Origin of the sequence: Pseudolysinimonas sp., assembly GCF_051954455.1 — a bacterium.
Classification (GTDB): Bacteria; Actinomycetota; Actinomycetes; order Actinomycetales; family Microbacteriaceae; genus Pseudolysinimonas.
Genome location: NZ_JBQCHS010000020.1, coordinates 85,958 through 105,095, shown reverse-complemented (window position 1 = coordinate 105,095; position 19,138 = coordinate 85,958). Strand labels below are relative to the sequence as shown.

Genomic DNA, 19,138 nt, shown 5'->3' with positions numbered 1-19,138 from the left:
CTACTTCCCCTTCTTGGCAGGGGCCGGCAGCTTCGGCACCCCCTGCTGGACGACCTCGCCGAAGAGGTCGTCCGGGTCGAGCCGGCGCAACTCCTCCGCGAGGCAGTCGCGGAGACTGCGGCGGGGGAGCGCGATGTCGTGGTCGGGCTGACCGGGCTGGACGAGGGTGGCGACGTTGGGCACCAAACGCTCGAGGCTGATCGTGCCCGACTCGCGCACGAGCTGGACGCCGTGGATGCCGCTCGAGCCGTGGGAGGCCGAGCTCGCGATCTCGAGACGGGCGTCGACCTCGAGCTCGAGCTGCAGCCACGCGCAGAGGAGCTCGGTCGAGGGCGAGTCGCTCGCGCCCGACACGATCACGGAGGTGACCGGCTCGTACGGCGGCTGGTCGAGCACCGCGGCGAGCTGCGCGCGCCAGAGCGTCAGACGGGTCCACGCGAAATCGGTGTCGCCGGGGCGGTAGTTCTCGCCGAGCGCCTGCAGCGCCTTGACCGGGTTGCGGGCGGTGGCGGCGTCCGTGATGCGCAGCTGCGCGATCCGGCCGAGCGGGGACTCCGCGGGATGCTCGGGAGGCTCGACCGGCCACCAGACGACCACGGGCGCGTCGGGGAGCAGCAGGCTCGTGACGAGTCCCTCCTCGTCGTCGCCCACCGGGCCATACGCTCGGAGCAGGATGACCTCGCTCGCGCCGGCGTCGCCGCCCACACGGATCTGGCCGTCGATGCGCGACGTCTCGTCGCGATCCGAGCCGCGGGAGAGCACGATGACGCGCATCGGGTGCTCGCGGGAGGCGTCGTTGGCGGCTTCGATGGCCTCCTCCTCCTCGCCGAGCGGCGTGACGATCACGAGCGTCAGCACGCGGCCGAGAGCGACGGCGCCGCCCTCCTCGCGGATGTGGACGAGCGCCTTGGAGACGGCGCTCGTCGTCGTGTCGGGCAGGTCGACGATCACGGGCGCCTCCAGACGCGGCCATCGCGAGCCAGCAGCTCGTCGGCGGATTCGGGACCCCAGGTCCCGGGCTTGTACTGCTCGAGCGGGCCGCCGAGCTGCGCCCAGTACTCCTCGATCGGGTCGAGGATCTTCCAGCTGAGCTCCACCTCCTGGTGGCGCGGGAAGAGCGGCGGGTCGCCGAGCAGCACGTCGAGGATCAGGCGTTCGTACGCCTCCGGGCTCGCCTCGGTGAAGGCGTGGCCGTAGCCGAAGTCCATCGTGACGTCGCGCACCTGCATGCCGGCGCCCGGCACCTTCGAGCCGAAGCGGATGGTCACGCCCTCGTCCGGCTGGACGCGGATGACGAGCGCGTTCTGCCCGAGGGCCGAGGTCTGCGCCTCGGCGAACAGGTACTGCGGCGCTCGCTTGAAGACGACGGCGATCTCGGTGACGCGACGGCCGAGCCGTTTGCCGGCCCGGAGGTAGAACGGCACCCCCGCCCAGCGGCGGGTGTCGACGTTGAGCTTGATGGCGGCGTAGGTCTCGGTGACGGACTCGGGGTTCATCCCCTCCTCCTCGAGGAAGCCGGTGACCTGCTCGCCGCCCTGCCACCCGGAGGAGTACTGCCCGCGCGCCGTCGCCTTCGAGAGATCGGCGTCGAGGTGGACCGCGGAGAGCACCTTCTCCTTCTCGGCGCGGAGGTCCGCGGCCTCGAAGGAGACCGGCTCCTCCATCGCCGTCAGCGCGAAGAGCTGCAGCAGGTGGTTCTGGATGACGTCGCGCGCCGCGCCGATGCCGTCGTAGTACCCGGCCCGGCCGCCGACGCCGATGTCCTCGGCCATCGTGATCTGCACGTGGTCGACGTAGTTGGCGTTCCAGATCGGCTCGAACAGCTGGTTGGCGAAGCGCAGCGCCAGGATGTTCTGGACCGTCTCCTTGCCCAGGTAATGGTCGATGCGGAAGACCGCGTCCGCCGGGAAGACCGACTCGACGACCTCGTTGAGCTCGCGCGCGGTCTGCAGATCGGAGCCGAACGGCTTCTCGATGACGACGCGCCGCCACTCGCCGTCCTTCGGGTCCGCGAGGCCGGAGCGCTTCAGCTGCTCGGTGACCTGGGGGAAGGACTTCGGCGGGATCGACAGGTAGAACGCATGGTTGCCCATCGTCCCGCGCTTCTCGTCGAGGTCGTGCAGGGTCTCCTTGAGGCGGTCGAACGCCGCGTCGTCGTCGAACTCGCCCTGGACGAAGCGGATGCCCTCCTTGAGCTGGTTCCACACGTCGTCGTCGAACGGCGTGCGCGCGTTCGCCTTGACGGCGTCGTAGACGACCTTCTCGAAGTCCTGGTCCTCCCAGTCGCGCCGGGCGAAGCCGACGAGGGCGAAGCCGGGCGGCAGCAGACCCCGGTTGGCGAGGTCGTAGATCGCCGGCATGAGCTTCTTGCGCGACAGGTCGCCCGTCACGCCGAAGATCACGACGCCGCTCGGCCCCGCGATCCGGCTCAGCCGGCGGTCGAGGGGGGAGCGGAGCGGATTGTGGCCCGGTCCGATCTCGGCGGCCATCAGGCCGTCCCGCCGAGGGCGGCCTTCACCGCGCCGAAGCCGGCCGCCACGTCGCCGAGCGTGAGCGTCAGGACCGGTCGGCCGTGCTCCGCGAGCACCGAGGCGTCGCCGGCGGCCTGCGCGCTGATCAGCTGGCCGAACGTGAAGGGGCGCTCCGGGATCGCGAGGTCCTCGGTCGCCGACGCGACGTGCGTGAACTGGAGGAACACGCCGACCGCGGGGCCGCCCTTGTGATACTGCCCGGTCGAGTGGAGGAACCGCGGACCCCAGCCGAAGGTGACCGGCCGCTTCGCCTTCGCGGCCAGCAGGTCACGGAGCTCCGCGAACTCCGGGTGGTCGACCCGGTCGAGGTATGCCTGGATCGCGATGTAGCCGTCGGCGGGGAGCGCGGCCACCAGGGCGTCGAGCGCCGAGGCGATCGTCAGACCGTCGACCGACAGCCCGCCGGCGGTCCGGACCTCGACGTCGCCCTCCGTGAAGACCGGCGCGGTCGGCTCGGGCTGCGCGTCGAGCAGGCCGCGCGCCGCCTTCTTGGCGGACTCGACGTCCGGCTGGTCGAACGGGTTGATCCCGAGGAGCCGCCCGGCGACCGCCACGGCGTACTCCCAGACCATCATCTGACCGCCGAGCGTGCCGGAGATCTCGATCTCGCCCTCGGCGACCTCGCGGGTCGCCGCCGCGTCCTTGACCAGGCGGACGACCTGGAGGTCGGCGAGACCCTCCGAGAGCTCGGGGGAGCGGGTGTCCAGGACGACGGGGAGGAGGCCCTTGCCCTCCTTGCCCGTGGACTCGGCGATCAGCTGCTCGGCCCAGTCGGCGAAGCCGACGATGTGGGTGCCGTCCGCGACGATCCCGAGCTTGTCGCGGAGCGGCTGCGTGCCGCCGATCGCCGCGCCGAGGATCAGGCCGGGGTTGCTGGGCTGATCCTGCACGAGCTCGAGGAGGACCGCCTCCGCCTCGCCGAGCAGCTCGGCGATGTCGGCGCCCGCGAGGCCCGACGGCACCAGGCCGAAGGCCGTGAGGGCCGAGTAGCGGCCGCCGACGTTGGGATCGGCGTTGAAGACGCGGTACCCGTCGGCGCGGGCGGACTGATCGAGCGGCGAGCCCGGGTCGGTCACGACGACGATGCGCTCCGCCGGGTCGATGCCCGCGGCGCGGAACGCCGCCTCGTAGACGCGCTTCTGGCTGTCGGTCTCGAGGGTGGTCCCGGACTTCGACGAGATCACCACGGCGGTCTCGGTCAGCCGATCGTCCAGCGCGTCCTTCACCTGCTGCGGATCGGTCGAGTCGAGCACCGTCAGCTCGACGCCGTAGGTGCGGGTGATGACCTCCGGGGCGAGCGACGAGCCGCCCATCCCGCCGAGCACGATGTGCCTCACGCCCTTGCCGTGCAGCTCCTCGCGGAGCGCGACGATCTCGTCGACCATCGGGCGCGAGATCGCGACGGCCTCGGTCCAGCCGAGGCGGATCGATGCCTCGCCCTCGGCGTCCGAGCCCCAGAGCGTCGGGTCGAGGGCGGTGATCCCGCCGGCGACGCCGTCCGCGACGAGCTGCGGCACGTGCCGGTCGACGGCGTCCTTGGCGGCCCCGGTGGGGACGACCGTGACGCTCACTTCGCGGCCTCGAGGGCGGCGGTCACGGTGTCGAGCAGCTCGCCCCAGGAGACGTTGAACTTCTCGACGCCCTCCTTCTCGAGGACGGCGGTGACGTCGTCGTAGTCGATGCCGACGGCCTTGACGTCGTCGAAGACCTGCTGCGCGGCGGCGTAGGAGCCGGTCACGGCGTCGCCGTGCAGGTCGCCGTGGTCGGCGACCGCGTCGAGGGTCTTCTCCGGCATCGTGTTGACGACGTCCGCCACCGCGAGCTGCGTCACGTAGAGCGTGTCGGGGAGGTTCGGGTCCTTCACACCCGTCGACGCCCACAGCGGACGCTGGCGGTGGGCGCCGGCGTCGAGGAGGGCCTTCGCCCGGTCGGTGGCGAACTGCTCCTCGTACAGCTTGTAGGCGAGCTGCGCGTTGGCGACGCCCAGCTTGCTGCGGAGGGCCTTCGCCTCGTCGGTGCCGATCGCGTCGAGGCGCTTGTCGGTCTCGGTGTCGACGCGCGAGACGAAGAAGGAGGCGACGGAGCGGATGGTCGAGAGGTCGATGCCCGCCTCCTTCGCCTTCTCCAGCCCCGTGAGGTACGCGTCGATGACGGCCTTGTGGCGCTCGATGCTGAAGATGAGGGTCACGTTGACGCTGATGCCGGCGGCGATCGCGGCGGTGATGGCCTCGAGGCCCTCGACCGTCGCCGGGATCTTGATCATCGCGTTCGGCCGGTCCACCGAATCCCAGAGGCGCTTGGCCTCGTCGATCGTGCCGGCTGCGTCGTGCGCGAGGCCCGGCTCCACCTCGATCGACACGCGGCCGTCCCGGCCGTTCGTCGCGTCGTAGACGGGGCGGAAGATGTCGCACGCGTCGCGGACGTCACCGGTGGTGATCTCGAAGACCGCGTCGGTGATCGAGGTGCCGGCCTCCGCGAGCTCGGCGACCTTCTCGTCGTACGCGTTGCCCTTGGCGAGCGCCGACGCGAAGATCGTCGGGTTCGTCGTCACGCCGACCACGTTGAGGTCGTCGATGAGCTTCTGCAGCCCGCCCGAGGCGATGCGCTCGCGCGAGAGGTCGTCGAGCCAGATGCTGACGCCGAGCTCCGAGAGCGCGGCCGTGTTGCTGTTGGTCATGATTCCTGCTTCCTGCTGGGGTGGCGACAGGGTGATGGATGTCAGGCGGACGCCGCGGCGATGGAGTCCTTGGCGGCAGCGACGGCCGCCTCGGCGGTGAGGCCGAACTCCTTGTACAGCGTCTTGTAGTCGGCCGAGGCGCCGTAGTGCTCGATCGAGATGCTGCGCCCGGCGTCGCCGAGGAACGGCGCCCACGTGAGCTTCAGACCGGCCTCCACCGAGACACGCGCGCGGACCGCCTTCGGCAGCACCGACTCGCGGTAGGCCTCGTCCTGCTCGGCGAACCACTCCTGGCTCGGCACCGAGACGACGCGGGCGTGGACTCCCTCCGCCTCGAGCTGCTCGCGCGCGGCGATCGCGATCTGGACCTCGGATCCCGTAGCCAGGAAGATCACGTCCGGCGTCTCCGCCTTCGCCTCGGCCAGGATGTACGCGCCCCGGGCGACGTTCGACGCGGCCGCGAACGTGTCGCCCGAGGCGTCGCCGTCTCCGCGCTCGAACACCGGGAGGTTCTGGCGGCTGAGCACGAGGCCCGCCGGGTTCTTGCGGCGCTCGAGGATGGTCTTCCAGGCCCAGGCGACCTCGTTCGCGTCGGCCGGGCGGACGATCTCGAGGTTCGGGATCGCGCGCATCGCCGTGAGGTGCTCGATGGGCTGGTGGGTCGGTCCGTCCTCGCCGAGGGCGATGGAGTCGTGGGTCCAGACGTAGATCGTGGGGATCTGCATGAGCGAGGCGAGGCGCACGGCCGGCCGCATGTAGTCGCTGAACGTGAAGAACGTCGCGCCGAACGGGCGGGTGTTGCCGTGCAGCTGGATGCCGCTCAGGATCGCGCCCATCGCGTGCTCGCGGATGCCGAAATGGAGGACGCGGCCGTAGGGGCTGCCGTTCCACATCGTGGTGCTGCGCTCGGGCGGCAGGAACGAGTCGGCGCCCTCGATGGTCGAGTTGTTCGACTCGGCGAGGTCGGCGGATCCGCCCCACAGCTCCGGCATGATCGGCGCGATCGCGTTGATCACCTTGCCGGAGGCGGCACGGGTCGAGACGTCCTTGCCGGCCTCGAAGACCGGCAGCACCTCGGCGATGCCCTCGGGGTGCTCGCCGGCCTCCAGCCGGTCGAGCAGCTGCTTGCGCTCCGGGTTCGCGGCGGCCCACGCGTCGAACGAGTGCTGCCAGCCGGCCTTGTACTCCTGGATCCGGTCGCTCGCTCCGCGGGTGTGGGCGAGCACGTCGTCCGCGACCTCGAAGCTCTTCTCGGGATCGAATCCGAGAGCCTTCTTGAGGCCCGCCACCTCGTCGGCGCCCATCGCCGAACCGTGGATCTTGCCGGTGTTCTGCTTGGTCGGCGACGGCCAGCCGATGATCGTCTTGAGGACGATGAGCGACGGCTGCGTGGTGTTCGCCTTCGCGGTCTGGATCGCGTCCCAGAGCTGCTGCACGTTCTCGACGTAGCCGGCCTTGGTGTTGAAGTCGACCGTCTGCACGTGCCAGCCGTACGCCTCGTAGCGGGCCGCCGTGTCCTCGCTCAGGGCGATGTTGGTGTCGTCCTCGATCGAGATCTGGTTGCTGTCGTAGAACACGACGAGGTTGCCGAGCTGCTGCGTGCCGGCGAGCGAGCCCGCCTCGCTGGTCACGCCCTCCTCGATGTCGCCGTCGGAGGCGATGACGTAGACGTGGTGGTCGAACGGGCTCTCGCCCTGGGCCGTGTCCGGATCGAACAGGCCGCGCTCGAAGCGCGCGGCGTAGGCGAACCCGACGGACGAGGCGAGACCCTGGCCGAGCGGGCCGGTGGTGATCTCGACGCCCGGGGTGTGGAAGACCTCCGGGTGGCCCGGGGTCAGGGAGCCCCAGGTGCGCAGCGCCTCGAGGTCCTTCAGCTCGAGGCCGGATCCCTCGAGGTAGAGCTGGATGTACTGGGTCAGCGAGCTGTGGCCCGCCGAGAGGATGAAACGGTCGCGGCCGTGCCAGGTGAGATCCCGCGGATCCCGCTTCATCACCTTCTGGAACAGCAGATAGGCGAGCGGCGCGAGGCTGATGGCGGTGCCGGGATGCCCGTTGCCCACCTTCTCCACCGCGTCGGCAGCCAGCACACGAGCGGTGTCGACCGCCCTCTGATCGATCGGTTCCCAGTTGAGGTTGGTCACGTTCCCTGATCCTAGTGAGCGAGCCGGGTGGCCGCCGACCGCGGGCCGAGAGGCCCAGGGGACTCCCACGGGAGTACGGAGGCACGCGCGGGCGTCGCCTAAACTGGACGACATGCAGGAGGCCGTGGCGACTCCGGCCGCCCAGCCGGTCGGTGCTGCGACCCGACCCCGCATCCCGCTCGGCCGCAAGGTCCTCGCCTACGTCGCGCTGACGAAGCCGCGGGTCGTGGAGCTGCTCCTGGTCACGACCGCGCCCGTCATGGTGCTGGCGGCCCACGGGATCCCGAACCTCTGGCTCGTGCTCGCGACCCTCGTCGGCGGCGCGCTCAGCGCGGGCTCCGCCAACGCCTTCAACTGCTACATCGACCGCGACATCGACCGGGTGATGAAGCGCACCCAGAAGCGGCCGCTCGTCACGGGGGAGCTGCGCGACGGCGAGGCCCTCGCGTTCGCCTGGATCACCGGCGTCGTCTCGACCGCGTGGCTGTGGTTCCTCACCACGCCCCTCGCCGCGATCCTCTCGGTCGCCGCCATCGCGTTCTACGTCCTGATCTACACACTGATCCTCAAGCGCCGCACCCCGCAGAACATCGTCTGGGGCGGCGCGGCGGGCTGCATGCCGGTGCTCATCGGCTGGGCCGCCGTGACCGGCTCGCTCGACTGGGCGCCGATCATCCTCTTCGGCATCGTCTTCCTCTGGACCCCGCCGCACTACTGGCCGCTGTCCATGCGTTATAAGGAGGACTACGCGTCGGTCCACGTGCCGATGCTCGCCGTGGTCCGCACCCGGACGACCGTCGGCATCCAGGTGGTGCTGTACGCGTGGGCGACGGTGGCGTGCTCGCTCCTGCTCATCCCGATCTCGGGGATGGGGTGGATCTACGCGGTCGCGGCGCTCGGCTCGGGCGCCTGGTTCCTGCTGGAGGCGCACCGCCTCTACGCGAGCGCGATCCGCGAGGGCGAGGTCAAGCCGATGCGGGTGTTCCACGCCAGCATCACGTACCTGACGATCGTCTTCCTCGCGGTGGGCATCGACCCGCTCGTGCACCTGCCGATCGCGCTGCCGTGACGGTCGTGATCGCCTCGTGCTGACTCCTCTCGGCTGGGCGGCGTCGCGCTGGACGCTCGGCACCCGGGCGCTGCGCTGGTCGACGACCGCCGCGCTCGTCATGGCCGTGCTCATCGTGCTGGGCGGCGGCATCGTCCGGGTGACCGGTTCGGGCCTCGGCTGCCCGACCTGGCCCACCTGCGACGGCACCAACGTGATCCAGGTGGTTCCCGACTCGGTCCACCTGCTCATCGAGCAGACCAACCGGATGGTCACCGGGCTGCTGGTGGTCGCGGTCGGCTGGGCGATCATCGCGACGCGCCTGCAGCCGGTGCGCGACCGCGCGCTGACCCGGCTCTCCTGGTCGATGTTCTGGCTCGTGATCGTGAACGCCGTCGCGGGCGGCATCACGGTGCTCGTCAAGCTGAACCCCTGGGTGGTGGCGCTGCACTTCGTGCTCGCGATGGCGCTGCTGGCGACCGCCACGCTCACCTGGCACCGCTCGCGGTGGCGCGGATCGCGCGACGTCGTCGTCGCGCCTCGCGCGCGCGGGATCGGCTGGGTCCTGCTGACCGCGTCGGCGGCGCTCGTGGTCGTCGGCACGATCGTGTCCGGCGCGGGACCCCATTCGGGCGACAGCCGCGAGGTCCACCGGATCCCGGTCGAATGGACGAGCGTCGTCTGGGTGCACGGCCTGCTCGCGGCGCTGGTCGTCGTGCTGACCGTCGTGGCGATCGCGGCGGTGCCGACCGCCCGGCGTCGGGCGATCACGCTCCTCGTCGTCCTGCTCCTCCAGGGCCTCATCGGAGTGGTCCAGTCGCTGACCGCGCTGCCGGAGCTGCTCGTGGCCCTGCACCTGCTCGGCGCGGCGCTCGTGTGGGTCGGCGCCATCCGGGTGCTCCTCGACGCCGATCCGCGGCTGTTCGCGCTCCGAACCCCGATCGCCGAACAAGCGGCGGCGACCCAGCCCCGGGCGAGCAGCGCCCGATAGACTGACTCACTGATCCGAACACGCAAGGGTGCGTGCCCCAGAGTGCTCCCGAGCACACAAGCCGGTCCGGACAGGACAGTCCGCAGCGGCAGGAGAGAGGGAACCCCATGTCCGACGTGCTCATCGACCGGCCCGAGCTGGCCGGCCTCGGCCAGTACGAGTTCGGCTGGTCCGACTCCGACGCGGCCGGCGCCTCGGCGCGCCGAGGTCTCAGCGACGACGTCGTCAGCGACATCTCGAAGCTCAAGAACGAGCCGGAGTGGATGCTGAAGAACCGCCTCAAGGCGCTCAAGATCTTCGGCATGAAGCCCATGCCCACCTGGGGTGCCGACCTCACCGGCATCGACTTCGACAACATCAAGTACTTCGTCCGCTCCACGGAGAAGCAGGCCTCCTCGTGGGAGGAGCTGCCCGAGGACATCAAGGCGACCTACGAGAAGCTCGGCATCCCGGAGGCGGAGCGCCAGCGCCTCGTCGCGGGCGTCGCCGCGCAGTACGAGTCCGAGGTCGTGTACCACCAGATCCGCGAGGACCTGGAGCAGCAGGGCGTCATCTTCATGGACACCGACACGGCGCTCCGCGAGCACCCGGAGATCTTCCAGGAGCACTTCGGCACCGTCATCCCGGCCGGCGACAACAAGTTCGCGGCGCTGAACACCGCGGTGTGGTCGGGCGGCTCCTTCGTGTACGTGCCGAAGGGCGTGCACGTCGAGATCCCCCTGCAAGCCTATTTCCGGATCAACACCGAGAACATGGGCCAGTTCGAGCGGACGCTGATCATCGCCGACGAGGGCTCCTACGTGCACTACATCGAGGGCTGCACGGCGCCGATCTACAAGTCCGACTCGCTGCACTCGGCCGTCGTCGAGATCATCGTGAAGAAGAACGCCCGCGTGCGGTACACGACGATCCAGAACTGGTCGAGCAACGTCTACAACCTGGTCACCAAGCGCGCGATCGCCCACGAGGGCGCGACCATGGAGTGGATCGACGGCAACATCGGCTCGAAGGTCACGATGAAGTACCCGTCGATCTACCTGGTGGGGGAGCACGCCAAGGGCGAGACGCTCTCCGTCGCGTTCGCCGGCCCCGGCCAGCACCAGGACGCCGGCGCGAAGATGATCCACATGGCGCCGCACACGACGTCGTCGATCGTGTCGAAGTCGATCGCCCGCGGCGGCGGTCGTGCCGGTTACCGCGGCGAGGTGCGCGTGGCCGAGGGCGCGCACCACGCGGCGAACACGGTCCGCTGCGACGCGCTGCTGGTCGACACCATCTCGCGCTCCGACACCTACCCGGCGATCGACATCCGCGTCGACGACGTGCAGCTCGGCCACGAGGCCACGGTCTCGCGGGTGAGCGAGGAGCAGCTGTTCTACCTGCAGTCGCGCGGGATGCCCGAGGACGAGGCCATGGCCATGATCGTCCGCGGCTTCATCGAGCCGATCGCGCGCGAGCTGCCGATGGAGTACGCCCTCGAGCTCAACAAGCTCATCGAGATGAGCATGGAAGGCAGCGTCGGCTGACGTGAGCACGTACACCGAGACCGAGCCCAGCTTCCTGGCCCCGGTCCAGACCCGTTCGGAGCGCTTCACGAGCTTCGTGCACGACGACTTCCCCGAGGTCGAGGGCCACGAGGCGGAATGGAAGCTCACGCCCGTCGACCGTGTGCGCCCGCTCATCGACGGCGACCTCGACGGCGCGCCCTACGCGGTGCTGTATCCGGAGGTCGCCGGCACGACGGTGGAGTGGATCGACCGCGCCGACCCGCGCATCGGCTCCGCCGGCGCCCCCGAGGAGCGCGCGGCGGCCAACGCCTGGACCTCGTTCGAGAAGGCGCTGCACGTGCACGTCGAGGGCGCCGTCGAGGCGCTCACCGTCACGCGCGCCCAGCTCGGCTCGGCGCCGCGCGGCGCCCACGTGCTCATCACGGCCGCAGCGCAGTCCCGCGGCCTCGTCGTGCTCGACAGCCGGGGTCCCGCCCAGCTGTCGGAGAACGTCGAGATCGTGCTCGAGCAGGGCGCCGACCTCACGGTCGTGAGCCTGCAGGAGTGGGATGACGACGCGATCCACCTGTCGAGCCAGTTCGCGCGGCTCGCGAAGGATGCGCGCCTCAAGCACATCGTCGTCTCGCTCGGCGGGGCGATCGTGCGCGTCAACCCGTCGGCGCACCTGGCCGAGGAGGGCTCCGACGCGGAGCTGCTCGGCGTCTACTTCGCCGACGCGCATCAGCACCTCGAACAGCGCGTCTACGTGCACCACGATGCGGCGCACACGCGCAGCCGGGTGACCTACAAGGGCGCGCTGAACGGCGACGGCGCGCGAACGGTCTGGGTGGGCGACGTGCTCATCGGGCCGAACGCGACCGGCACCGACACCTACGAGCAGAACCGCAACCTCGTGCTGAGCGAGGGCACGCGCGCCGACTCGATCCCGAACCTCGAGATCGAGACCGGCGACATCGTGGGCGCCGGCCACGCGAGCGCGACCGGGCGCTTCGACGACGAGCACCTCTTCTACCTGCAGGCCCGCGGGATCCCGGAGGACGAAGCCCGCCGCCTCGTCGTGCTCGGCTTCCTCAGCGAGATCGTGCAGCGGATCGGCGAGCCCGAGCTGGAGGCGCGCCTCCTCGAGGCGCTCGTCGCCGAGCTCGAGAACGCGAAGAGGGTCGCCGCGTGACGCGCGAGCGGGTGGCCGCGGTCTCCGAGCTCGAGCCCGACACCGCCAAGCGGGTCGTGGTCGGCGGAGCGCCGATCGCGCTCGTCAAGGACTCCGCCGGCGAGATCCATGCCATCGGCGACACCTGCACCCACGGCGACATCTCGCTGAGCGAGGGCTTCGTGGAGGACGACACATTGGAATGCTGGGCCCACGGCTCGAAGTTCTCCCTGCTGAGCGGCACGCCGCTCAGCCTGCCGGCCTACGAGCCGGTCCCCGTCTACGTCGTCGAGATCGACGGCGACGACGTGTACATCGACCCGAGCAACACCAAGGACGTGACGAACGCATGAGCACCCTCGAGATCCGCGACCTCAAGGTCTCGATCGAGACCGACCAGGGCACCAAGCACATCCTCAAGGGCGTCGATCTGACGATCCGGGAGGGCGAGATCCACGCCGTCATGGGTCCGAACGGCTCCGGCAAGTCGACTCTGGCCTACACGATCGCCGGTCACCCCCGATACCACGTCGAGGGCGGTTCGATCACGCTCGACGGGCAGGACGTGCTCGCCATGAGCGTCGACGAGCGGGCGCGTGCGGGACTCTTCCTCGCGATGCAGTACCCGGTCGAGATCCCGGGCGTGACCGTCTCGAACTTCCTGCGCACCGCCAAGACGGCGATCGACGGCGAAGCGCCGGCGATCCGCGGCTGGGCCGGCACCGTCTCCGAGGCGATGAAGAACCTGCGCATGGACTCGTCGTTCGCGGCCCGCAACGTCAACGAGGGCTTCTCGGGCGGCGAGAAGAAGCGCCACGAGATCCTGCAGCTCGAGCTCCTGAAGCCGAAGTTCGCCGTGCTCGACGAGACCGACTCCGGGCTCGACGTCGACGCGCTCAAGATCGTGTCGGAGGGCGTCAACCGGGCGCACGCGGCGACCGATCTCGGCATCCTGCTGATCACCCACTACACGCGGATCCTGCGCTATATCACGCCGGACTTCGTGCACGTCTTCGTGGACGGCAAGGTCGCCGAGGAGGGCGGCCCGGAGCTCGCCGAGCGGCTCGAGAACGAGGGCTACGACCGGTACCTGACCGACGGAGCCGTGCTCGCGGGGGAGCAGGCGTAGTGCCCACCGCCCTCGAGCCGAAGCTCTTCGACAGGGTCGAAGAGGGGCTGAAGGACGTCATCGACCCTGAGCTCGGCGTCAACGTCGTCGATCTCGGGCTGATCTACGACCTCGCCTGGGACGACGAGAACGACGCGCTCATCATCTCGATGACGCTGACCTCCGCGGGCTGCCCCCTGACCGACGTGATCGAGGAGCAGACCGGCCAGGCGCTCGACGGAATCGTCGAGCGGTTCCGGATCAACTGGGTCTGGATGCCGCCGTGGGGCCCGGAGCGGATCACGGACGACGGCCGCGACATGATGAGAGCGATCGGCTTCAGCATCTGACGGCAGAGCCGGCAGATGTCGGGCGCCGATGGCGGCCGACCGATCGCTCCTGCGTCAGTAGGCATCGGCTTCAGCATCTGACGGCAGAGCTTCCGCCGCGAGCGGGACCACCCCAGATCTGGGTGGTGGGGTCGTCGCGGCTCCCCGGGTAGCCTGACGGCATGGTGCGGGGGGACCGGGCTGGATCGGCGCGCGCGCGTTCGCGCGGCGCCGGCACGGCCATGCTCTCGAGCCAGATGCTCATCTCGGCGGCGGTGCTGCTGGTCGCGGTCGCGATCATGGTGTTCGCCCCGCGGGCGCTGACCCTCCCCACCCTGTTCGCCGCGCTCGGCCTCGTCTTCGTGCTGACCGGGGTGGCGGCGACGGTTCCCTGGGACGCGATCTCGCGGCATTGGCGCGTCATCCTGCCGATGTCGAACATCCTCGCGATCGGCGCGGTCCGCGCCGCCGAGCCGGCCCTCGGGTCCGGACTCATGATGATCTTCCCGGTCATCTGGTTGGCCCGCTCGTTCTCACTCCGGGCCGTGATCGGCGGCACGAGCCTCGCGGTGGCCCTGATCTGGGTCTCGCGCGCGATCACCCCGGGACCCCTCGTCGTCAACGACTTCGCGTCGGTCGTACTGCTGCCGATCATGCTCGCATTCGCCGCGACGACCGTCTACCTGTCCGCGCGGCGCGGCCGCGCGCAGGCGGTTCTGCTGCGCCAGCACTCCCAGCTGATCGAGACGGCGCTGGAGCGCGCCCGCATGCAGCAGCGACTGCTCGACGAGGTCCTCAACACCGTCGACTTCGGTGTCGTCTCATTCGATCGCAACAAGCAGGTCTCGTTCGTCAACCGTGCCCAGCGACGCTGGCTCGATGAGGCCGGCGAGCCGAAGACCGCCTTCGTGCACGAGGTCGTCTACCAAGCCGATCGAACGACTCCCTACCCGCCGGGCACCCGCCCCTTCTCGCGCGCACTCGCCGGTCAGGAGTTCGACAACCTCGTGATCTGGGTGGGGGAGCCCGGCGGCCGACGCGCCGCCTACACCGTGAGCTCCCGGATCCTCCGCGACGTCCACGGGGAATACGACGGCGGAGTCGTCGTGGTGAAGGACGTCACCCGCGAGCTGGACGCCGTCCGTGCCCGCGACGACCTGGTCGGCTCCGTCACGCATGAGCTGCGGTCGCCCCTGACCTCGATCCTCGGCTACCTCGACCTCGTGCGCGACGCCGACCTCGACCTGGCGACGCTCGACCAGGTCGAGGTGGCGTACCACAACGCCGAGCGCCTGCTGGTGATCGTCAACGACCTCCTCCGCGCGGCGAGTGACGCCGACAAGAACCTGCCGATGTCGTTCGTGCGCAGCGACGTGGCGCAGATCGCGCGGGAGTCCGTCGCGGCTCACCGCCTCCTGGCGGAGGACGAGGAGCTCGAGCTGACCTGCGACACCCCGGAGTCGGCGTTCGCGACGGTCGATCCGGTCCGCGTGCGCCAGGTGATCGACAACCTCGTCACCAACGCCATCAAGTACAACCGCGAGTGGGGCCGCGTCGCCGTGACGGTCCGCGAGGTGGGCCGCGCGATCACGGTCGAGGTGCTCGACAGCGGCCAGGGCATCCCCGAGGCCGACGTCGCGCGGATCTTCGACCGCTTCTACCGCACCAAGTCCGCCCGCAACTCGGAGACCACCGGCACCGGGCTCGGTCTCGCGATCACGCGGGAGATCATCCAGCGCCACGGCGGCGACCTCTCGGTGGAGAGCGAGCTCGGCCTCGGCAGCACGTTCACGGTCACCCTGCCCACCGAGCAGGTCGGAGACACCGCGAGCTCGGGCGAGACGCCCGAGTCGGCACAGCGACACGGGAAGGCCGCATGAACCTCGACATCACCACGGTCGCCGCCGTCAGCGGCATCATCGTGATCATCTGCGGGGTGACCTTCATCCTCAACACGACGCTGCGCCGGAACGACCTCGTCGGTCGCATCTGGAGCGTCGCCTTCGTCGCGGCGATCCTGGAGACCATCGCCTACACCGTCCAGGGCATGGAGCCCTCGGCCTGGTGGGCGATCGCGATCGGCAACTCCGCCCTCGTGTTCGCGATCGGAGTGCTCTGGTCCGGCAGCCGCGCCGCCAACGAGCGCCGACCGCTGTACCCGATTCCGCTCGCCGTGGCGGTGATCGTGGGCGCCGCAGTCCTGCTCCGCGGGCCCGCGGGGGGTCCGTGGGCCGGATCCGTCGAGATGTTCACCGCGACCGCCGTGTTCGCCGGGCTCGGCTTCGTCGAGACGTCGCGCGGCTGGCTGGCCCGCAGCCTCAACGCCCGGATCCTGGGCATCGCCAGCCTCGTCATGGCGCTCTACTACGCGGCACGCGCGGTGCTGATCCTGATCCTGGGCCACCGGGACCCGGTGTTCGCGACCGGGTTCGGCACGATCCCGGCGACGATCATCGACATGGGGTTGGTCGTGATCGGCACCGTCACCATCTCGCTGATCCAGCAGGAGCGCTTCAAGCGACCCGGACTCGTCATCCCGTCCGACTCCGAGGCCGAGGGGCTCATGTCGCCGGGGGCCTTCCGTGCCGTGGCCGAGACATGGCTGCGACGGTCGGTGCGGGACCGCGTGACGCTCGCCCTCGTGCTCGTGGAGCTCGCCAACATCGACGAGATCAATCTCGCGTTCGGCCGCCTCATGGGCGACAACGCGATCCGCCTGATGGGGCGCCTGGCGGTCGGCGACGCCCCCGCGGCGGCTCTCGTGGGCCGCCTGAGTAGGCGGCGCTTCGCGATCCTGTTCCCGATGGAGGACGAGGACGACGCACGCATCGTGGCCGACCGCATCAACAGCGACGCTCTCACGTCTCCCATCGACGACGCCGACCGTTTCCGCGCCGCCACCTTCACCGGCATCACCTCGACCCGCGCGGCCGGATCCCGCTACGACGACCTGGTCGAGACCGCCGAGGCGGTTCTCGACCTCGCCATCGACTCGGGCAAGCCGGGCACGATCGAGTACGCGGCGTAGGGCGCCGGAGGTGGGGGCTCCCCGGAGCGGGCTACGGCTTCGCGAGCGCGATCGTCAGCGTGTCGGAGGCGCTCTCCTTGGCGTAGCTCGCCGAGGTCGGCGTGGTCTGGAGCAGCAGCTCGTACACGAACGACACCGTGATGGACGTCGCGCTCTTGTCGACCGGCGGGATGATGAAGGTCGGGCCGTAGGCGTACGGCGCCTTGACGAAGTAGCCGGGCTGCACCGACGCGGCGTCGGTCTGCGACGCGGGCGACGACAGGGGGCCCTTCGGCCCCTGGACCGTCGTCGAGACCGTCACCTTGCTGAGATAGACCGACTGGCCCTGGTCGGAACCGAGACTCGCCGACGCGCTCAGGCTGAGAGGCTTGTCGGCGCCCGGATACCACTGGCCGATGTCGAGGCTCGAGTAGTAGTTCACGTCGAGCTTGATGTCGCCCGCCTGCAGGGTGCGCTTGACCGAGCCGGTCGCGAGGTCGTTCTTCACCACGATGATGCGGCTGCGCGAGGGACTGGGCGTGCCGTCGCCGCTCGACGATCCGCCCTGCTGCTGCCAGGGCGGGGTGCCGCACGCGGCGAGGCCCAGGGCCACGGCGAGACCCGCTGCCAGGAGCGCGATCGTGCGGGTGGTGCGCGCCATCAGGTCACTCCTCGTCGGCCCGGCAGCGGCTTGAGCAGATCTTGAGGCGATCTTGTCGGGACGCGGGACGCGTCCCTGAGGTCGCTGCTGGACACTGACACTAGCGGCCCGGGAAGGACTCGAAAGCCGCGACACGGGGGACAGGACATGACCGACACCATCAGGGGTGAGAAGGAGTACGTGACGCGCGTCGAGCCCGTCATCGACAACGACTTCATCGCCTCCGTCGCCGCGCTCGGAACCCAGCGCGCCACCATCGGCTGCATCATCCCCGCCTACAACGAGGCCGAGTCGATCGCCCAGGTGCTGGAGTCGCTGCTCGGTCAGACCCGCGTCCCCGACGTCATCCACGTGGTCGTCAACAACACCACCGATGACACGGTCGCGATCGCCAGCGCCTACGCCGGACCGCACCGCCTGGTGAACGCCGGCGTGGAGCAGTTCACCGAGGTCTTCATCCACGACATCGGCAAGAACCCCGACAAGAAGGTCGGCGCGCTCAACTACGGCTTCGAGCTCGTGGAGGGCTGCGACTTCCTGCTCGGCGTCGACGGGGACACCGTCGCCGAGGTCGACGCGGTCGAGCGGCTCGAGGAGGAGATCGTCAGCGACACCCGCATCGGCGGCATCTCGGCGATCTACACCATCGACGACAGCCAGATGCGCGGCATGGCGGGCTTCCTCATCGCCGGGCAGCGCGCGCAGTTCGCGGCGTTCAACATGCAGAACATGCTGCGCGGCCGCAATATGGCGGTGCTCGGCGGTCAGTTCTCCATCTTCTCGATGAAGGCCCTCCACCAGGCGATGGTCGACAACCACCAGTCGACGCCGTGGGTGAAGGACTCCGAGGTCGAGGACTCGCTGCTCTCGCTGCAGATCAAGAGCGCCGGCTACCTCACCAAGATCAGCGCCCGCGCCCGCGCGAGCGTCGGCGGGATGACCACCCTGCGCGGCCTCGACGCCCAGCAGGTCAAGTGGAACTTCGGCGCGATCGAGCTCATGTGGCCCGGTCAGCGCGGGGACACCAAGGGCCAGCCGCTGCACCCGAACCTGCGCCTGCGCTGGCTCGAGAACCTGTCGATGCTCATCAACGGCGTGACGCGCCTGCTCTTCATCCTCCTGCTCGTCGCCTCGCTGTCGATCCACGCCTTCGTCTTCTCGCCGATCTGGCTGATCCCGCCGGCCGTCGCCGTGCTGCTGAACCTCCGCATCGCACTGTCGATGGAGAAGCGCGACGCGAAGGACATCCTGTTCGCGGTGCTCCTGGCTCCCGCGGAGATCTACATGTGGATCCGCCTCGGCCACTTCGTGCGCGCGTGGAGCAAGTTCCTCAGCCGCAAGCAGGTCGACAACTGGGCCGCGCAGGCCAAGGCGGAGCGCGGGTCCGGGAGCGCCTTCGTGGCACCCGCGATCATCGCGGTGCTGGTCATGGCGGTGCTCGTGCTCGGCTGGTTCCTGCTGCCCGTCGTGATCCAGTCGTCGATCCTGTGGGTCGGCTGGCCGATCCTCGGAGTGATCACCGGCATCCAGACCCTGTCCATGGTCGTCCAGCTCTTCCGCCGCCAGCGCGGCTACCGGGTGTGATCGGGGCCATGACCTACGTGCACATCGACGAGACCACCGTCTCCCGGCTCCTCCGGGAGCTGGCCGACGACGTCCCCGCCGGCGTGCGTTTCCTGACCGACTTCGTCGCGGCGTGGGAGGGGCGGGTCGCCCGCCTGCTCGACGCCGTCGAACGAGAAGACCCCGAGGACGTCACGACCGTGCTCCTCAGCATCCGCACCGCGAGCGGCATGCTGGGCGCGAGGTCGCTGTTCTCGGCCGCGAGCGACCTGCAGCGGCAGGTCGCCGAGACCCGCCAGGTGGATGCACCCGCCATCCGACGGTTCGTGGAGCTGGGCACCGCCAGCTGTCTCGAGCTGCTCGACCTGGCGCATCGGTTGGAGGCCGCCGCCGTCTGAGCAACCCGAACCGTCGCCGCGACGCG

General features: G+C 69.9%; 17 protein-coding genes. 11 read left to right on the top strand and 6 right to left on the bottom strand.

What is annotated here, in order from left to right:
* From ACTHM3_RS09680 to tkt, 5 genes are read right to left on the bottom strand one after another with little or no spacing between them, the layout of a single operon-like run.
* On the bottom strand, positions 1–951 hold the full coding sequence (locus tag ACTHM3_RS09680) for a glucose-6-phosphate dehydrogenase assembly protein OpcA (RefSeq protein WP_440405884.1): 951 nt from the start codon (positions 949–951) through the stop codon (positions 1–3).
* The gene (zwf, locus tag ACTHM3_RS09675) at positions 948–2,489 is read right to left on the bottom strand and encodes a glucose-6-phosphate dehydrogenase (protein WP_440405883.1); all 1,542 of its coding nucleotides are present in this window, start codon (positions 2,487–2,489) and stop codon (positions 948–950) included. The genes ACTHM3_RS09680 and zwf overlap by 4 nt, the downstream gene beginning before the upstream one ends.
* Complete coding sequence (locus tag ACTHM3_RS09670) at positions 2,489–4,102, bottom strand: glucose-6-phosphate isomerase (RefSeq protein ID WP_440405882.1); 1,614 nt, start codon at positions 4,100–4,102, stop codon at positions 2,489–2,491. Before ACTHM3_RS09670 ends, zwf begins: the two co-directional genes overlap by 1 nt.
* Entirely contained in the window at positions 4,099–5,208 is a 1,110-nt protein-coding gene (gene tal / locus ACTHM3_RS09665) for a transaldolase (RefSeq protein WP_440405881.1), read from the bottom strand. Before tal ends, ACTHM3_RS09670 begins: the two co-directional genes overlap by 4 nt.
* 41 nt (positions 5,209–5,249) lie before the next feature.
* Positions 5,250–7,349, bottom strand: a complete 2,100-nt coding sequence (gene tkt, locus ACTHM3_RS09660; RefSeq protein ID WP_440405880.1) for a transketolase — start codon at positions 7,347–7,349, stop codon at positions 5,250–5,252.
* Between the two features lie 112 nt (positions 7,350–7,461).
* Here tkt and ACTHM3_RS09655 point away from each other — a divergent pair, with 112 nt between their 5' ends.
* The 9 genes from ACTHM3_RS09655 to ACTHM3_RS09615 all read left to right on the top strand — a co-directional run bounded on the left by ACTHM3_RS09655 (position 7,462) and on the right by ACTHM3_RS09615 (position 16,511).
* Positions 7,462–8,418: a heme o synthase gene (locus ACTHM3_RS09655; RefSeq protein WP_440405879.1), complete on the top strand. Its 957-nt coding sequence runs from the start codon at positions 7,462–7,464 to the stop codon at positions 8,416–8,418.
* 16 nt (positions 8,419–8,434) lie between these two features.
* Complete coding sequence (locus tag ACTHM3_RS09650; RefSeq protein WP_440405878.1) at positions 8,435–9,388, top strand: COX15/CtaA family protein; 954 nt, start codon at positions 8,435–8,437, stop codon at positions 9,386–9,388.
* Positions 9,389–9,495: 107 nt separating this feature from the next.
* Positions 9,496–10,914, top strand: a complete 1,419-nt coding sequence (gene sufB / locus ACTHM3_RS09645) for a Fe-S cluster assembly protein SufB (RefSeq protein WP_440405877.1) — start codon at positions 9,496–9,498, stop codon at positions 10,912–10,914.
* A gap of 1 nt (position 10,915) precedes the next feature.
* The gene (sufD, locus tag ACTHM3_RS09640; protein WP_440405876.1) at positions 10,916–12,067 is read left to right on the top strand and encodes a Fe-S cluster assembly protein SufD; all 1,152 of its coding nucleotides are present in this window, start codon (positions 10,916–10,918) and stop codon (positions 12,065–12,067) included.
* Complete coding sequence (locus ACTHM3_RS09635; protein ID WP_440405875.1) at positions 12,064–12,399, top strand: non-heme iron oxygenase ferredoxin subunit; 336 nt, start codon at positions 12,064–12,066, stop codon at positions 12,397–12,399. The genes sufD and ACTHM3_RS09635 overlap by 4 nt, the downstream gene beginning before the upstream one ends.
* Positions 12,396–13,175 carry a Fe-S cluster assembly ATPase SufC gene (gene sufC, locus ACTHM3_RS09630; RefSeq protein WP_440405874.1) on the top strand — a complete coding sequence of 260 codons (780 nt, stop codon included), beginning with the start codon at positions 12,396–12,398 and terminating at the stop codon, positions 13,173–13,175. Before ACTHM3_RS09635 ends, sufC begins: the two co-directional genes overlap by 4 nt.
* A complete protein-coding gene (locus ACTHM3_RS09625; RefSeq protein WP_440405873.1) occupies positions 13,175–13,504 on the top strand; it encodes a metal-sulfur cluster assembly factor in 330 nt (109 codons plus the stop codon). The genes sufC and ACTHM3_RS09625 overlap by 1 nt, the downstream gene beginning before the upstream one ends.
* Positions 13,505–13,665: 161 nt before the next feature.
* Entirely contained in the window at positions 13,666–15,363 is a 1,698-nt protein-coding gene (locus tag ACTHM3_RS09620; protein ID WP_440405872.1) for an ATP-binding protein, read from the top strand.
* On the top strand, positions 15,360–16,511 hold the full coding sequence (locus ACTHM3_RS09615; RefSeq protein ID WP_440405871.1) for a diguanylate cyclase domain-containing protein: 1,152 nt from the start codon (positions 15,360–15,362) through the stop codon (positions 16,509–16,511). Before ACTHM3_RS09620 ends, ACTHM3_RS09615 begins: the two co-directional genes overlap by 4 nt.
* Before the next feature lie 31 nt (positions 16,512–16,542).
* On the opposite strand, the gene ACTHM3_RS09610 is transcribed toward ACTHM3_RS09615, so the two are convergent.
* The gene (locus ACTHM3_RS09610; protein WP_440405870.1) at positions 16,543–17,151 is read right to left on the bottom strand and encodes a hypothetical protein; all 609 of its coding nucleotides are present in this window, start codon (positions 17,149–17,151) and stop codon (positions 16,543–16,545) included.
* A gap of 147 nt (positions 17,152–17,298) precedes the next feature.
* Between ACTHM3_RS09610 and ACTHM3_RS09605 the strand changes: the two genes are divergently transcribed.
* Together ACTHM3_RS09605 and ACTHM3_RS09600 are read left to right on the top strand one after the other, a co-directional pair.
* Positions 17,299–18,735, top strand: coding sequence for a glycosyltransferase family 2 protein (locus tag ACTHM3_RS09605; RefSeq protein WP_440405869.1), 1,437 nt, complete (start codon positions 17,299–17,301; stop codon positions 18,733–18,735).
* Positions 18,736–18,743: 8 nt separating this feature from the next.
* Positions 18,744–19,112 carry a hypothetical protein gene (locus tag ACTHM3_RS09600; protein ID WP_440405868.1) on the top strand — a complete coding sequence of 123 codons (369 nt, stop codon included), beginning with the start codon at positions 18,744–18,746 and terminating at the stop codon, positions 19,110–19,112.
* The last annotated feature ends 26 nt before the right edge of the window (positions 19,113–19,138 follow it).